Annotated in this window: 15 protein-coding genes and 1 other annotated feature; of the genes, 9 read left to right on the top strand and 6 right to left on the bottom strand. The window is 36.1% G+C overall.

The features are described 5' to 3' along the window. Positions 1 to 4: 4 nt before the first annotated feature. Positions 5 to 1,213 carry an MFS transporter gene (locus RV13_RS16965; protein WP_010747427.1) on the bottom strand — a complete coding sequence of 403 codons (1,209 nt, stop codon included), beginning with the start codon at positions 1,211 to 1,213 and terminating at the stop codon, positions 5 to 7. 144 nt (positions 1,214 to 1,357) lie between these two features. Between RV13_RS16965 and RV13_RS16960 the strand changes: the two genes are divergently transcribed. The 7 genes from RV13_RS16960 (at position 1,358) to RV13_RS16930 (ending at position 6,891) form a co-directional block, all read left to right on the top strand. Then, a complete protein-coding gene (locus tag RV13_RS16960) occupies positions 1,358 to 2,248 on the top strand; it encodes a LysR substrate-binding domain-containing protein (RefSeq protein WP_010747428.1) in 891 nt (296 codons plus the stop codon). A 119-nt stretch (positions 2,249 to 2,367) separates the two neighbouring features. After that, positions 2,368 to 3,081, top strand: a complete 714-nt coding sequence (gene rsmG / locus RV13_RS16955) for a 16S rRNA (guanine(527)-N(7))-methyltransferase RsmG (RefSeq protein ID WP_060789510.1) — start codon at positions 2,368 to 2,370, stop codon at positions 3,079 to 3,081. A 70-nt stretch (positions 3,082 to 3,151) separates the two neighbouring features. Next, on the top strand, positions 3,152 to 3,919 hold the full coding sequence (locus RV13_RS16950) for a ParA family protein (RefSeq protein ID WP_010747430.1): 768 nt from the start codon (positions 3,152 to 3,154) through the stop codon (positions 3,917 to 3,919). Further along, positions 3,906 to 4,796 (top strand): ParB/RepB/Spo0J family partition protein, encoded by an 891-nt coding sequence (locus RV13_RS16945; RefSeq protein ID WP_010747431.1) that lies wholly within the window; start codon positions 3,906 to 3,908, stop codon positions 4,794 to 4,796. Before RV13_RS16950 ends, RV13_RS16945 begins: the two co-directional genes overlap by 14 nt. A 47-nt stretch (positions 4,797 to 4,843) precedes the next feature. Beyond that, on the top strand, positions 4,844 to 5,041 hold the full coding sequence (locus RV13_RS16940; protein WP_010747432.1) for a DUF951 domain-containing protein: 198 nt from the start codon (positions 4,844 to 4,846) through the stop codon (positions 5,039 to 5,041). Positions 5,042 to 5,071: 30 nt separating this feature from the next. Next, positions 5,072 to 6,172, top strand: a complete 1,101-nt coding sequence (gene ychF / locus RV13_RS16935) for a redox-regulated ATPase YchF (protein WP_010747433.1) — start codon at positions 5,072 to 5,074, stop codon at positions 6,170 to 6,172. Positions 6,173 to 6,186: 14 nt separating this feature from the next. Continuing rightward, positions 6,187 to 6,891 carry a DUF1129 domain-containing protein gene (locus tag RV13_RS16930; RefSeq protein WP_010747434.1) on the top strand — a complete coding sequence of 235 codons (705 nt, stop codon included), beginning with the start codon at positions 6,187 to 6,189 and terminating at the stop codon, positions 6,889 to 6,891. Between the two features lie 39 nt (positions 6,892 to 6,930). Here RV13_RS16930 and RV13_RS16925 read toward each other — a convergent pair whose 3' ends face one another. After that, on the bottom strand, positions 6,931 to 7,644 hold the full coding sequence (locus RV13_RS16925) for a DUF4811 domain-containing protein (protein ID WP_010747435.1): 714 nt from the start codon (positions 7,642 to 7,644) through the stop codon (positions 6,931 to 6,933). Next, entirely contained in the window at positions 7,641 to 9,107 is a 1,467-nt protein-coding gene (locus tag RV13_RS16920; RefSeq protein WP_010747436.1) for an MDR family MFS transporter, read from the bottom strand. Before RV13_RS16920 ends, RV13_RS16925 begins: the two co-directional genes overlap by 4 nt. 143 nt (positions 9,108 to 9,250) lie before the next feature. On the opposite strand from RV13_RS16920, the gene RV13_RS16915 reads away from it, so the two are divergent. Beyond that, the gene (locus tag RV13_RS16915) at positions 9,251 to 9,718 is read left to right on the top strand and encodes a MerR family transcriptional regulator (protein ID WP_010747437.1); all 468 of its coding nucleotides are present in this window, start codon (positions 9,251 to 9,253) and stop codon (positions 9,716 to 9,718) included. Between the two features lie 110 nt (positions 9,719 to 9,828). Next, positions 9,829 to 11,313, top strand: a complete 1,485-nt coding sequence (gene guaB, locus RV13_RS16910) for an IMP dehydrogenase (RefSeq protein WP_010747438.1) — start codon at positions 9,829 to 9,831, stop codon at positions 11,311 to 11,313. 58 nt (positions 11,314 to 11,371) lie between these two features. On the opposite strand, the gene serS is transcribed toward guaB, so the two are convergent. From serS to croR, 3 genes are all read right to left on the bottom strand, one after another. Next, positions 11,372 to 12,652 carry a serine--tRNA ligase gene (gene serS, locus RV13_RS16905; protein ID WP_010747439.1) on the bottom strand — a complete coding sequence of 427 codons (1,281 nt, stop codon included), beginning with the start codon at positions 12,650 to 12,652 and terminating at the stop codon, positions 11,372 to 11,374. Positions 12,653 to 12,696: 44 nt separating this feature from the next. Then, positions 12,697 to 12,906, bottom strand: a binding site (T-box leader). Between the two features lie 30 nt (positions 12,907 to 12,936). Continuing rightward, positions 12,937 to 14,118, bottom strand: a complete 1,182-nt coding sequence (locus RV13_RS16900; protein ID WP_010747440.1) for a sensor histidine kinase — start codon at positions 14,116 to 14,118, stop codon at positions 12,937 to 12,939. After that, positions 14,108 to 14,797 carry a response regulator transcription factor CroR gene (gene croR / locus RV13_RS16895; RefSeq protein ID WP_010747441.1) on the bottom strand — a complete coding sequence of 230 codons (690 nt, stop codon included), beginning with the start codon at positions 14,795 to 14,797 and terminating at the stop codon, positions 14,108 to 14,110. The genes RV13_RS16900 and croR overlap by 11 nt, the downstream gene beginning before the upstream one ends. Between the last annotated feature and the right edge of the window lie 444 nt (positions 14,798 to 15,241).

Genomic DNA, 15,241 nt, shown 5'->3' with positions numbered 1-15,241 from the left:
ACGATTAGCTCAAGACTAATCGTTTTATCAATTTATTGTAGCGATGGACAATCACAAATGAAGCCATTAGGCCAATGATATTTAAAAGAATGACGAACCAAAAAACATAGGTAATTCCTTGTTCACTGATCACACCTGTAATATAAGGAGTAACCATGATAGAGACAGAAGTGGCAAGTGAATAATAACTGGTGCACTTGCCTTTCTTTTTTGGAAATAACTCTAGCATTAAGGCTAGTCCTAACTGCCAAATTCCGCCAGCCGCAAAGATTCCGATACAAATAGCGGCTATAACTACCGTTATGAAGTTTGGGGATAGAAGCATCAGGAGTAAAGATATTCCAGAAATTAAAAGACAGAAACAGATAAATTTAGGAATGTTGATCCCTTTTTTTACTATACCAGAAGTAAAAAATACGGAAATAAAGGAGCCTGTACTGTAAAGGCTAACGAAGATTAGGCTATTTTCATGAGAAACGATCTGCATACTTTCAGCATATTGAGGAATCCATAAGATGAAAATATTAAATAATGAAACGGAAACAAAAGAAAAAACCAATAAAGCAATGCCATCTATTTTAAATTTTCCGCGATTTTTAGGTTCAACAGTTGTTGTAATTTCAGTGTCTTTTTTTATGATTGTTGCAGAACTGGGAAAATGTGCAAAAAGTAGATAGAACATGTTTACAAATAAACACACTGCGCACAGGATAAATGGCCATCCAAAAAACAGCTTATGTTGTAGCAAATAACGCGTAATAAAAGGCAAAAGAAATTGACCAAGAGAGATAAAAGCCTTATTTAAAACACTTAATGAGCTGTTTACTCGTTCATCTGGATAAGCCTCGACGAGTGTCGGATAAGTACTAGTATCTAGAAAAGCGTTACTAACACCACCAAACATTGCTAAGAAAAATGCTAGCTGATAACTAGGACTTAAAAGCATGCCGCAAAAGAAAATCATATATGAAACGATAGCAATTAACACGGTTTTTTTTCGTCCGAATTTATCTGAAAAATAACCAGAAAAATACAAGCTCAATATTCTTCCAAGTCCAATGGCGCTCATAACTAATGTTACTTGTGCAGTTGAAGCCTGCCAATGTATTCTCAAATTTGTCATATTTTGAGATAAAATAATGGCAGCCATTCCTTGAAAAATATAATTAAAATACAGGCTAGAAATTAAAAGATGGTACTTCTCTTTTTTCATAAGAGACTCCTTTCATGTGATATATTTCACTTGAAGTCACCCACATAGTAACGCAATTTTATTATGAAAACTAATGATTTATATCAATAAAATTGATAAAATCTATTTATCAAATAAGTAGTTACCTTTTAGTGGGGTGAAGTAATGAATTTGCGACAATTAGAGTTTTTTGTAATATTGGCCCAAACAGAACATATGACACAAGCTGCGAAAGAAACGAATACATCACAGCCTAATATCAGTCATGCAATGACGATGCTAGAACAAGAGATTGGTGTTAGACTATTTGAAAAAAAGGGACGAAATATTCAATTGACCCGCCACGGACGGATTTTTTACGAGTATGTCGCTCCAGCACTGGTTGAGATAGAAAAAGGCCAACGTAAATTGCAGGAGATGGTCGATCCTGATTCTGGTGAAATTCAATTTGGGTTCATTTTTACGATGGGAGCAAATCTGGCACCAAAATTAACACAATCTTTTCATAAGAAAGGCCATCAAAAAATTAATTTTGAATTTCAGCAGGGAAACTCCAATCAAATTATTCAAATGTTGCTTGAGGATCGCATAGATATTGGGATTTGTTCAAAAGTAAGTAACGATTCCGAATTAATTTATCAAATTTTAACACAGGAAGAGATGGTAGTGGTAGTCCCATTAGAGCATCCTTTGGCAAAATATGACACTATTTCTTTGGTGGAGACCATCAAATATCCATATGTCTACTATAGTAAGCAAAGTGGATTACGCCCGTATCTAAATCAACAAATAAAAAAACTAAATTTAGATTTAGATATTGTTTGTGAATTGGAAGAGGATCATAGTATTTTAGGCTTTGTGGGTCAAAATTATGGGATAGCTATAATGCCTAATATTCCATCAATCAGGTCTTTTCCTGTTAAAAAAATAAAGATTACAGATGAGCTGGATGATCGGAACATTTACTTAGCGGTGAAAAAAAATAATTTAGAAATTCCGGTTTTGAAAAAATTTTACGATTTCTGTTTAGAAAATGCGAATAAAAAGTGGGATTAAGCCTTTCTTAATCTCTATGTGAAACATACGTAAACCATTGCATGTAAAGCAATAATGCGTTAAAGTAGAGGATAGTCTGTGAAACATTTTGCTGTTTCACGAAAATGAAAGGATTTCTTATGACACCAGAAGAATTTCAATTGGAATTAAGTAAGCAAGGAATTGAACTAAACGATAAACAAATGGAACAATTTGCGGCTTATTTCCGTTTATTAGTTGAATGGAATCAAAAGATGAACCTTACGGCGATTACTGAACACAAAGAAGTTTATCTAAAGCATTTTTATGATTCTATCACATTGGCGTTTTTAGATACGTTTAAACCTGAAGGACAACTGTGCGATGTAGGATCAGGTGCTGGCTTTCCTAGTTTACCGTTAAAAATTGTTTTTCCAGATTTAGAAGTGACAATAGTTGATTCTCTGAAAAAACGAATCACTTTTTTTACAACATTGGTAGAAGAACTGCAGTTGGATGGTGTGCATCTTTACCATGATAGAGCAGAATCTTTTGGAAAAAATTCAAAATTTCGTGAAGGATTTGATTTTGTAACTGCTAGAGCAGTAGCAAGATTGAATGTATTGACGGAGCTTTGCTTACCGTTAGTCGAAAAGGAAGGCTATTTCTTTGCCTTAAAAGCAGCAAAAAGCGAAGAAGAATTATCTGAAGCGAAGCATGCAATTGCTCTTTTAGGTGGTAAATTGATTAACGCAGAAGATGTTTCATTACCCAATGGTGATACGCGTCATATTATTACAGTGCAAAAAAAGAAAGAGACACCAAAAAAATATCCTCGTAAACCAGGTTTGCCTAATAAGCAGCCGATAAAATAATTCATTTAAGTAGTACAACTTATTTTCCATTTGGGAATAAATTTTTTAGTAGGAACTAGGAGGAAATTAGATGGCACGGATCATATCTGTTGCAAACCAAAAAGGCGGGGTCGGTAAAACGACAACGACTGTTAATTTGGGTGCGTGCTTAGCGTATGATGGAAAGAAAGTCTTGTTAATCGACAGCGACGCACAAGGAAACGCTACGAGTGGCTTAGGTGTGCGTAAGCCTGATGTAAAACAAGATATTTATGACGTTTTAGTAAATGAGGTCCCCATCAAAGAAACGATTATAAAAACCTCAAGAGAAAATTTATCAATCGTACCCGCTACGTTACAATTAGCAGGAGCGGAAATTGAACTAACATCAATGATGGCTCGGGAATCTCGTTTAAAAAGTGCTTTAGCAGAAGTTAGCGATGAATATGACTTTATTTTAGTGGACTGCCCACCATCATTGGGACATTTAACCATTAATGCATTTACTGCTAGCGATGCTATCTTAATTCCAGTTCAATGTGAATATTATGCATTGGAAGGATTGAGTCAGCTTTTAAATACCGTTCGTTTGGTTCAAAAACATTTTAACCCGGGATTAGAAATCGAAGGCGTACTGTTAACCATGTATGATGCCCGAACAAACCTTGGTGCAGAAGTGGTTGAGGAAGTTCGTCGCTATTTTCAGGAAAAGGTTTATGATACGATTATTCCAAGAAATGTCCGTTTATCTGAAGCACCTAGCCATGGTAAGCCTATTATTGATTATGATCCACGCTCGAAAGGTGCAGAAGTTTATCAAGCTCTAGCAAAGGAAGTGTTAGTTCGTGAGCAAAAATAAAGGATTAGGACGCGGAATTGATGCCTTATTTCAAGATCTTTCTGAGATTGAAGAAGTAGACATGAAGAAAGATCAAGTGATTGAAATTCCTTTAAGTGATTTACGCCCCAACCCCTACCAACCACGGAAATCTTTTGACGAAACCACTTTGCAGGAATTAGCAAACTCAATTGAACAATCTGGCGTCTTTCAACCGATTATCGTAAGGAAGTCCGCTGTTAAGGGATATGAACTAATTGCGGGTGAACGTCGCTTCCGTGCTTCTAAATTAGCAGGTAAGGAAACAATTCCAGCCATCATTCGGGAGTTTGATGAGGAAGCCATGATGCAAATTGCTGTGTTGGAGAATTTGCAAAGAGAAGACCTTAATCCCTTAGAAGAGGCAGAAGCCTATGAAATGCTAATGAAGAATTTAAAACTTACGCAAGCTGATGTAGCAAATCGTTTAGGGAAAAGTCGCCCCTATATCGCAAATTACTTACGTTTGTTGACGTTACCTAAATTAGTTAAAGAAATGGTGCAAGATGAACGCTTATCAATGGGCCAAGCGCGTACCTTGTTAGGTTTAAAGAAAAAAGATCAAATTTTGAAACTAGCAAACCGTGCAGTAAAAGAAAATTTGACAGTGCGTCAGTTAGAACAGATTGTTAATGAGTATAATGAGGGGAAAGCAAAGGATAAGAAAAAGGTTCCTCGCTTATCCAAGGAAAAACCCTACTATTTGCGTGAAAGTGAAGACAGGCTGATGGACAAGTTTGGAACGGGTGTAGAAATCGTTGAAAAAGACGGTAAAGGTAAAATTTCGATTGAGTATCTATCCCCATCAGATCTTACACGTATCTTAGATATTTTGAATATCCATTTTGATGAATCATAAATGTGTGTATAGCCAAAAGAATGAATGGAATCGAGGAGGTTTGCCAGATGTATGATTTAGGTGATATCGTTGAGATGAAAAAACCACATGCCTGCCAGACAAATCGCTGGGAGATCATTCGCATGGGTGCAGATATCAAAATCAAATGTGTAAATTGTGGGCATATTGTCATGATGACACGCCGTGATTTTGAAAAGAAAATGAAAAAAATCCTTGAGAAGAAAAATGATTTGACTCAAGAATAATTCCTTAGTAGAGAAAGAGTGAAGTTAACCATGGCCTTAACAGCCGGAATTGTAGGGTTACCTAATGTTGGTAAGTCTACCTTATTTAATGCAATTACTAAAGCAGGTGCAGAGGCTGCTAATTATCCTTTCGCGACAATTGATCCAAATGTTGGAATGGTAGAAGTACCTGATTGGCGTTTAGAACGCTTAACTGAATTGGTACATCCTAAAAAAACTGTACCGACAACCTTTGAATTTACAGATATAGCAGGTATTGTAAAAGGAGCCAGCAAAGGTGAGGGTCTAGGTAACCAATTTTTGAGCCACATCCGTCAAGTTGATGCTATCTGTCATGTTGTTCGGTGTTTTGATAATGAAAACATCACCCATGTTGAGGGACGTGTGGATCCGTTAGAAGATATAGAAACAATCAACCTAGAGTTGGTCTTAGCTGATTTAGACTCAATCAATAAACGGTATGCTCGTGTAGCAAAAGTAGCAAAAACAAAAGAAAAAAACGCTGTGGCAGAATTAGCTGTATTAGATAAGTTAAAGCCTGTTTTAGAAGAAGGACAATCTGCCAGAACGATTGAATTTACTGAAGAAGAACAAAAAATTGTCAAAGGTTTGTTCTTATTAACAAGTAAACCTGTTCTTTACGTAGCTAATGTTGATGAGGATACAGTAGCTAGTCCAGATGATAATGAGTATGTGCAAACTGTGCGGAATTTTGCAGCGAGTGAACATTCAGAAGTAATTGTTGTTTGTGCCGAAGCAGAAGAAGAAATTGCTGAGTTAGAAGATGAAGACAAAGTAGAGTTTCTAGAGGCGATGGGAATTGAAGAATCAGGATTAGATCAATTGATTCGTGCCGCATATGATTTACTAGGTCTAGCAACTTACTTTACAGCAGGGGAACAAGAAGTTCGAGCATGGACTTTCCGAAAGGGAACTAAAGCTCCTCAAGCAGCAGGAATCATCCATACAGATTTCGAACGTGGATTTATTCGAGCTGAAACGGTCTCTTTTGAAGACTTAAATAAATATGGCAGTATGCACGCAGCAAAAGAAGCTGGACGTGTCAGATTAGAAGGAAAAGATTATGTCGTACAAGATGGCGATGTAATGCTGTTCCGTTTCAACGTTTAGGGAGGAAAGAAACAATGGAACCAGAAAAGTTACAAACGTTGCAAGCAGAAAACGTTCAACTTGAAGAGAAGCTTACTAAGCGTAACGAGCAATACATTTTTGACTTGAAAAAAGCGTTAAAGGCAGCAAATTTGACGGATGAACAAACTATCGTAGCCTTAAACGAGATGCTTCCCACGTTAGTGGAGGAGCAAAAATCTGGGAAGACAGCCCGACAATTATTCGGAACGGTTTCTGAACGACTTGATGCGATTGTCAATAAACCCGCTGAACAAAAAAAATCGACTACTGCTTCATTGATGTGGCTAGATAATTTTCTATTGTTATTTGGGTTATTAGGAATATTATCAGGTATTATGGGGATGTTTGTTTCACGTGGAACACAAATGGTGACTTATGGGTTAACAACATTAATCGTAGCTTCCGCAGTCGGAGGATTAGTTTTCTACATGATGTATATATTCTTTTACCAATTTGAACAACCAGGAGCAGATAAATCAAAAAAACCAAAAACTTGGAAGTCCATTCTTATGTTAGTTTCAGTTACACTAGTATGGTTCTTAGTCTTTAATGGGGCAGCATTGTTACCTCCAACGGTAAATCCTATTCTAGATCCAATGTTAATGGTTATTTTATCAGCTCTTGCCTTAGCACTACGTTATTACTTGAAAAAACGTTTCGGAATTGTTAGTAGTTTAGCAACCGCACCACGTAGATAGTAAAAGAAGCTAGATTCTGTTGAATCTAGCTTCTTTTTTCTATCCTTTTTTTGTTACTTCAGCAATTAATTTTGCCATACTTTGTTGTTGATATTCTTTGGTAGCTTGCTGTATTATTTTTTGCTGAGTTGCTTGATCCATAGACGGATTCTGTATCATAGCCGCTTCAACTTTTTCTTGAACGAACTTCTTCGCATCATTTTGCATAGAAGTTTTATTTTTAGTTACTAGTTTTGCCAGTTCTTTTGCTTGGTCCGTACTTAATACAAACCAATCCTTTTGGACATTGAACGTATTTTTTTCATTAATCAATTGATGATTTTTACTAGAAAGTCCAAACCAAAATTTTGCAATCTCGTTTTTATATACCCAATATGTTTTAGCAGTAACTAGCTGTGTCTTTTCTTGATTTTTTTTCACACGGTTACTTACATGGTCTGTTCCAGTTGTTTTAGGTTTTTTCTGAGATTCATTGGTTTTGTATAAATAAATTTTTTCTGTTCCATTACCAAGTGGTTGATAGAGTAACATCTTCATATCCTTATTATCCGCTGTAGAAGTTAATGTCTGGGTGGTCGTTTCGGTTACTTTTTTCATGCCATAGTGGTAATGGTCATTAGCAGTAATAAATCCTAAACTAATTAAGAAAATCCCTGCAAAAATTATTGAAAGAAATGTTTGCCAAGTCTTTTTAGCAAAAATATTTATTAAAGCAAAAGCTAGAACACTGATAATGGTTATCGCGAAGATCATTTTGCCACTCCTCCTTCTGCTTTAGTATTGGCTTTCAAGAAAAATGTAATAATGAAACCAATGACCCCAAATATTACTGCTACATAGAAAGCGGCGTGATAGCCAGATAATGTAGCACTAATTGCTTGATTCTTGTAGGTTAAAGGTAAAGTCTTTAATAAATGGGCTGCAGGTAAATTACCTTTTGTGACATTTGTTAGCACGCTGATCAATATTGCTGTTCCTATAGAACTTGCTACTTGTCGGAAGGTGTTGTTGACAGCTGTACCATGACTGATCAAATTCATTGGTAAAGCGTTCATTCCTGAAGTTGTAACAGGCATCATAACCATTGAAATTCCAAACATACGCATTGCATATAAAATGACGATCATAGCGATTGGTGTTTCGGAAGTTAAAAAGGCAAATGGTAAAGTAGCTGCCGTTAAAATTAACATCCCGCTTATTGCTAGGCGTTTTGCACCGTACTTATCAAAAATTGACCCAGTAATTGGCATCATTAAGCCCATGACTAAGGCACCGGGTAGTAGCATTAAGCCAGAATGGAAAGCCGATTCCCCACGGATATTTTGAATATATAAAGGAAGTACCATTTCAGCACCAACCATTGCCATATTGACGACTCCACTTAAAATAGCCGCAATTGTAAATATAGGTGATTTAAATACACGAAGTTCTAAGAATGGGTGTTCCAAATGTAGTTGTCGCCATACAAAGAGTCCGATCACTATCACACCGACAACTAAAAATCCAATAACTTTAACACTGCCCCACCCATCATTACCAACAGAAGAAAAACCATATAATAGGCTTCCGAAACCAATCGTTGATAAAAGAGCTGACAGTATGTCAATACTTGGGTTAGATAATTGAATGACACTTTTCATTAAAAAAGTAGCTAAAACTAAAACTAAAATGACAATCGGAATTACCATGCCGAAAAGATCACGCCAAGTATAGTGATCAATGATCCAACCAGATAAGGTAGGGCCTAAGGCAGGAGCAAGACCAATAACAATTCCGGCCATCCCCATTGCGGATCCGCGTTTTTCCGGTGGAAAGATAGATAGCATGATATTCTGCAATAGAGGCATGGAGATACCGACGCCGGCAGCTTGAATCAATCTTCCAATTAATAATGTAGAAAAGTTCGGTGCAACGAAACATGTGATGGTTCCAATCAAAAAAATAGTCATAGCTGATAAGTACAATTTTTTTGAACTGAATTTATTAATTAGCCAAGCACTGATTGGGATCATAATCCCGTTTACTAGCAAGAAGCCAGTAGTTAGCCATTGAACACTAGAAGCAGATATATCAAAAGCTTTCATTAGTGCTGGAAAAGCTGTTGTTAATAAAGTTTGGTTTAACACCGTACAGAAAGTTCCTATTAATAGCACCACGACTAGTAAAGAACGATTGTAAGGTTTTCCATAAATATCGACCGTTTGATTATTACTCACGATCTAACGCCTTCTCTCTTTTTGAAAATTTTCAGAAACATTAAATGTTCGTTTGTTACTTTACTGCGATTAGAATTTTTTGTCAACTTACTTGACACGTTTGTTATTGAAAGTATAATCGGAGGGGAAGAGAGGGATGCATCGTGAAAAATAATACGGTCAAGCAGCTCCTAGAAAGTGATGACTTGTTAGTAGGAATCAGTGAGTTAAGTAAAGTAACTGGTGTTTCACCACGTCAAATTCGTTATTGGGAACAAAAGGGATTCATTAGCTCTACAGGTGAAAAAAGTGGCAACCGAAAATTTAAATTACCAATGGTAATTAAAGTTGAGATTATCAAACATTTTCTTGATGAAGGGTACACGTTGACTGCTGCAGTTAATAAAGCTCAAGAACGTCAAAATAATATTCATCAAGCAAAAGTGCTATTACGTGAGATTTTTAAGGATATCCAACAAGTTGGTGAACGGTATTTAATTATTCGTTTAGATAACTTTGAAAATAAAGAAGGTTTCTATTTAATTCGAGATACTCTTAAGAATAAGGTGACCTATCAAATAGTCGGTGCCGATAGCGAGATAACCACTGATTTGCTTGAAAAATGGTTCTAATCTGTAGAAAAATAAAGGTTAGATGAGGATTTTGGCACAAGTTATTGACTTCACTCGCTGGTTCTGTTAGTTTCTTTATTAAAAATAATTCTGGGGAGTGGTAACGAACAATGTCTAATTGGGAAACGAAATTTGCAAAAAAAGGTCTGACTTTTGATGATGTTTTGTTGATACCGGCTGAGAGTCATGTATTGCCAAATGAAGTGGATATGAGTGTGCAGTTAGCGAAAAATATCAAATTGAACATTCCGTTGATGAGTGCAAGTATGGATACAGTTACAGATAGTAAAATGGCTATTGCTATGGCTCGACAAGGTGGATTAGGAGTTATCCATAAAAATATGAGTATTGCTGCCCAAGCAGATGAGGTTCGTAAAGTAAAACGTTCAGAGAGTGGGGTCATTATTGATCCATTTTTCTTAACACCAGAACATAAAGTACAAGATGCTGAAGATTTAATGAGTCGATACCGTATTAGTGGTGTGCCCATTGTAGAAACTTTAGAAAATCGAAAGTTAGTTGGTATCATCACGAATAGAGATATGCGTTTTGTAACAAATTATGATATTCCCATCTACGAAGTGATGACCAAGGATGGTTTAGTAACAGCTCCTGTAGGTACTAAATTACAGGATGCCGAAAAGATATTACAAAAGCATAAAATCGAAAAATTACCGATCGTTGATGAAGAAGGACGTCTAAGCGGGCTAATTACAATAAAAGATATTGAAAAAGTTATTGAGTTTCCTAATGCTGCTAAAGATGAACATGGTCGTTTATTAGTTTCTGCAGCAGTAGGAGTTACCAGTGATACTTTTGAACGTGCGGAAGCTCTACTGAAGGCTGGTGCTGATGGTATTGTAATAGATACAGCTCATGGACATAGTGCAGGCGTTTTGCGTAAAATTCGTGAAATTCGCGAAACTTTTCCAGAAGCTACTTTAATTGCAGGTAATATTGCAACAGCAGAAGGGGCAAAGGCTTTATACGATGCTGGTGTGGATATCGTAAAAGTGGGAATTGGTCCTGGATCAATTTGTACAACGCGAGTAGTAGCAGGCGTTGGTGTGCCTCAATTAACGGCGATTTATGACGCAGCATCTGTTGCACGCCAGTATGGAAAAGCAATTATTGCTGATGGGGGAATCAAATATTCCGGAGATATTGTAAAAGCATTAGCAGCAGGAGGACATGCTGTTATGCTGGGTTCCATGCTAGCTGGTACTGACGAATCTCCTGGTGAGTTTGAAATTTATCAAGGCCGTCGCTTTAAAACTTATCGAGGAATGGGATCTCTTGGTGCGATGGAAAAAGGCTCAAGTGATCGCTATTTCCAAAGCGGCGTGAATGAAGCTAATAAGTTGGTCCCAGAAGGAATTGAAGGACGCGTAGCTTACAAAGGAACAGCTGCGGATATCATTTTCCAGATGATAGGCGGACTTAAAGCTGGAATGGGGTATGTTGGTGCTGGAAATCTAGAACATTTACGTGAAAATGCACAATTTGTGCAAATGAGTGGAAATGGTTTGAAAGAATCACACCCTCATGATGTACAAATCACAAAGGAAGCACCGAACTATTCAGTGGAACAATAATAAAATAATTGCTAAAAAGTGGCATCTTCCTACATTTGAAGATGCCACTTTTTTTAATTTATTTATCGTTTCTAATAACTTTTACATTCCCCATATATGGAACTAAGACTTCAGGAATCGTAACTGAGCCATCTTCGTTTTGATAGTTCTCCAAGATAGCAGTTACAGTTCGTCCTACAGCCAAGCCAGATCCGTTCAGTGTATGAGTATATTGGACTTTCCCCTCTTCATTGCGATAGCGAATCATTGCTCGACGTGCTTGGAAATCTTCACAATTTGAACAAGAGCTAATTTCACGATAGGTGTTTTGAGCAGGCACCCATACTTCTAAATCATAAGTTTTAGCTGCTGAGAACCCCATGTCTCCTGTACAAAGAGTGATGACACGATAAGGTAGATTTAGTTTTTGTAAAAGAATCTCAGCATTCTGAGTCATTTTTTCCAATTCGTCATAAGAAGAGTCCTTATCACTGAACTTTACCATCTCTACTTTGTGGAATTGATGTAGACGAATCAATCCACGAGTATCGCGACCAGCGCTACCAGCTTCAGAACGGAAAGAAGGAGATAAGGCTGTGAAATAAATTGGTAAATCTTTACCATCTAAAATTTCATCCGCATAATAATTTGTTAATGGAACTTCTGCAGTAGGTATTAATGTTAAGTCACGATCTTCCACTTGAAAGACATCCTCTTTAAATTTCGGGAACTGTCCTGTACCAAACATTGACTTACTATTTACCAAATAAGGTGTAATCATTTCAGTATAACCCTGTTCATAAATGTGTTCATCCAGCATAAAATTGTAAACAGCACGTTCTAAACGCGCACCTAAACCTTTATAGTAAACAAAACGACTACCTGAAACTTTTGCTCCGCGCTCAAAATCTAAGATGTCTAAATTTTCAGCAACTTCCCAATGAGGCTTTGGTTCAAAAGCAAATTGACGAGGCTTACTCCAGCGCCGAACTTCTACGTTGTCCTCCTCATCATCTCCAATAGGTACAGAATCATGAGGCAAATTTGGTAATGTTGTTGCAATTTCAGTCAATTGTGCATCGATATCAGCTACTTGCGCATCGAAGTCTTTAATGGTCACACCAACTTCTTTCATTTCAGTAATTTTATCGGTTGCGTCATTTTTTTCGCGTTTTAATTTCGCGATTTCACCTGAAACATCATTACGATATTTTTTTAATTCTTCTGTTTTTACTAGTAATTTTCTACGTTGTTCGTCTAAATCCAAAAAACGTTCTAAAACTTCTTTTTTAACACCACGAGTAGCTAATTTTTCATTTACTTCAGCAAAATTATTACGAATCATTTTGACATCTAGCATTACTTTTCCTCCTTTAAATAAAAAAACACCGTTTCATCCCATGAAATAGGGACGAAACGGTGTTGAATTTCGCGGTACCACCCAAATTCAGCATAAGCTGCACTTGATTAACGGATATCGACGTCACTCGGTTTTTCTTTCAAAAAACACAGATCATGAAACTGGATTTCTTTAAGCTGTTTTGTTGATTTACACCAGCCATCAACTCTCTGAAAAAACAAACTTACGTACTTGGTTTCCTGCATGTCTTATTGAAATCAGTATAAGCAATCAAAAAATCAAAGTCAATGATTATCTTGGATAGCTTTAACTTGGTTTTTGTAAAGTGGTAAATGAATAATAAAGGATGTCCAGTTCTCATTTGATTGAGCATAAATATATCCGCCATGAAGATTAACAATGTTTTGAGCAATAGCTAAGCCTAAGCCGGTACCACTAATCTCTTGTGAACGAGAACCGTCAACACGATAAAAACGATCAAATAACTGATCCAAAGCTTCTCTAGGAATAGGAGTTCCATTATTTTTCACGGTAACGACTGCTTCATTTTTAGCTTTTTCTATCTCTATTACTATTCTGTCTGCTTCAGCGCCATATTTTAAAGCGTTAGTAATTAGATTATTAAAGACACGGACCAGTTTTTCAGTGTCGCCGTCCATTATTAATTGAGTTTCTTTGGTTTCAACTTGGATTTGAATATTTTTCTTTTTCGCTTCTAATTCAAAATCAGCAGCCAGCTGTTCTAGTAATTGTACCATATCAAAAGAGATATTATTAACAGGAACAGAGGGTTGTCGAACCTTTGAATATTCAAATAAGTCTTCTACTAATGACTTCATTTGTTTCGCCTTTTTATAGGCAATACTTGTATATTTAAGTATTTCATCGTTACTTTGATATTGACCGTCTTCGATTAATCCAAGGTAGCCAATGATGGAGGTTAGCGGTGTACGAATGTCATGGCTGACATTTGTAATTAGTTCATCTTTTGATTTTTCAATTTCACGTTCATCTTCGATAGCAGCAACGGTACTATCAACTAAACCGTTAATACTATCAACAACTTTACTAAGATCGCCTCGTAATTCAAAAGGAATCCGATAATCGTAATTTCCGTTAGCAATATAATGGAGCTCGTTAATAATGTGTCGTAATTGCATTTGTCGATATCGTCTGATTAAACGCCAAAAAACAACAAGTACATCAATGACAAGAAATAGAGGAATAACAAAGTTTCTTCCACTCCAAAAAATGTCACTACCTAGATTATTAGCAAAAATATCCTTTGAGCGATAAATTGCATCTGTTAAATCTGGCGAATTATTGAGCATCTGGGTAAAAAGAACCATGATTGCTACATTTAATAATAGTAACAAAATAACGGTTACTATTCCTTCAGCAATTAACTCACTAACTTCTTTTGATGTGAGGGTAATTCGCTTTTTCTTTTCCGAGTTATTTTGCATCTATTTTATATCCCACACCCCAAACGGTTTGAATTACCTTTTCACCATCAGTCGCTTCTTCGATTTTATCCCGTAAATGACTGACATGAACCATAACTGTTTTTGCAGAAACGATGCTTTCTTGCTTCCAAACTCGTTCAAAAATTTCATCTGCACTGAAAACACGATTTGGATGGCTCGCTAGTAGATATAAAATCCCGAACTCTAATGCGGTCAATTGAATTTCTTTTCCATCTACTGTCTTAACTTCATGTGAATCCTTATTAATAATCAATGATTGAATTTCAAGAATATCTGGTTGATCTTCTGCAACATGCATTTTTGTTCGACGTAGCAAAGATTTAACCCTAGCCATAACTTCCAAAGGATTAAATGGTTTTGTTACATAGTCATCAGCGCCAGCAACGAGTCCTTTGATTTTGTCCATATCTGTTGTTTTTGCTGTCAGCATAATGATTGGAATCTGTGATTCTTTCCTTAATTCCTTCACGACCTGCATACCGTCCATAACAGGCATCATAATGTCTAATATTAATAAATCAATGTCATTTGTAGTTCTAAGCTTACTTAAAGCTTCTTTACCATCATAAGCCTTTACAACTTCATAACCTTCATTATGTAGATAAATACTAAGAAGTTCTACAATCTCTTTATCATCATCTGCAACTAGTACTTTCATTAAACTGTTCCTCCGTTCATATTAAGTAATAAATACATCATCATTTTACCAAATAAATCATTGGAAGGCGAAAGACAGCATTACTAGTTAAGGAAAAATCAAAATTAAAATGACGAAAATTAATTTATCAAAAAGAAAAAAGAAGGTTTAACAGACCTTAAAAACGAACAAAATAAAAGTATTTTTTTTTATCTGTCGTGTTCTAAAAAAAGTAAATAAAATTACTTTTTTTTGTTGACCAAACTGTATAATACTGCTATATTATTCTATGTTCTTGAGGCAATTAAAATAATTCGGAACACCTAAAATTATTGTTGACAGATGGCTGACTTTCAGTTATTCTATCAAAGTCGCATAAAACGATGACAACAATTCCTTCGAAAAAAACTTCAAAAAAATTGTTGACATTCACTCGGTAACCTGTTAAGATATAAAAGTTGCTGA

Origin of the sequence: Enterococcus raffinosus, assembly GCF_001886185.1 — a bacterium.
GTDB classification, from domain to species: domain Bacteria; phylum Bacillota; class Bacilli; order Lactobacillales; family Enterococcaceae; genus Enterococcus_A; species Enterococcus_A raffinosus.
Note: the sequence above shows the minus strand (reverse complement) of the source record. Positions and strands in the feature narration are given on the sequence as shown.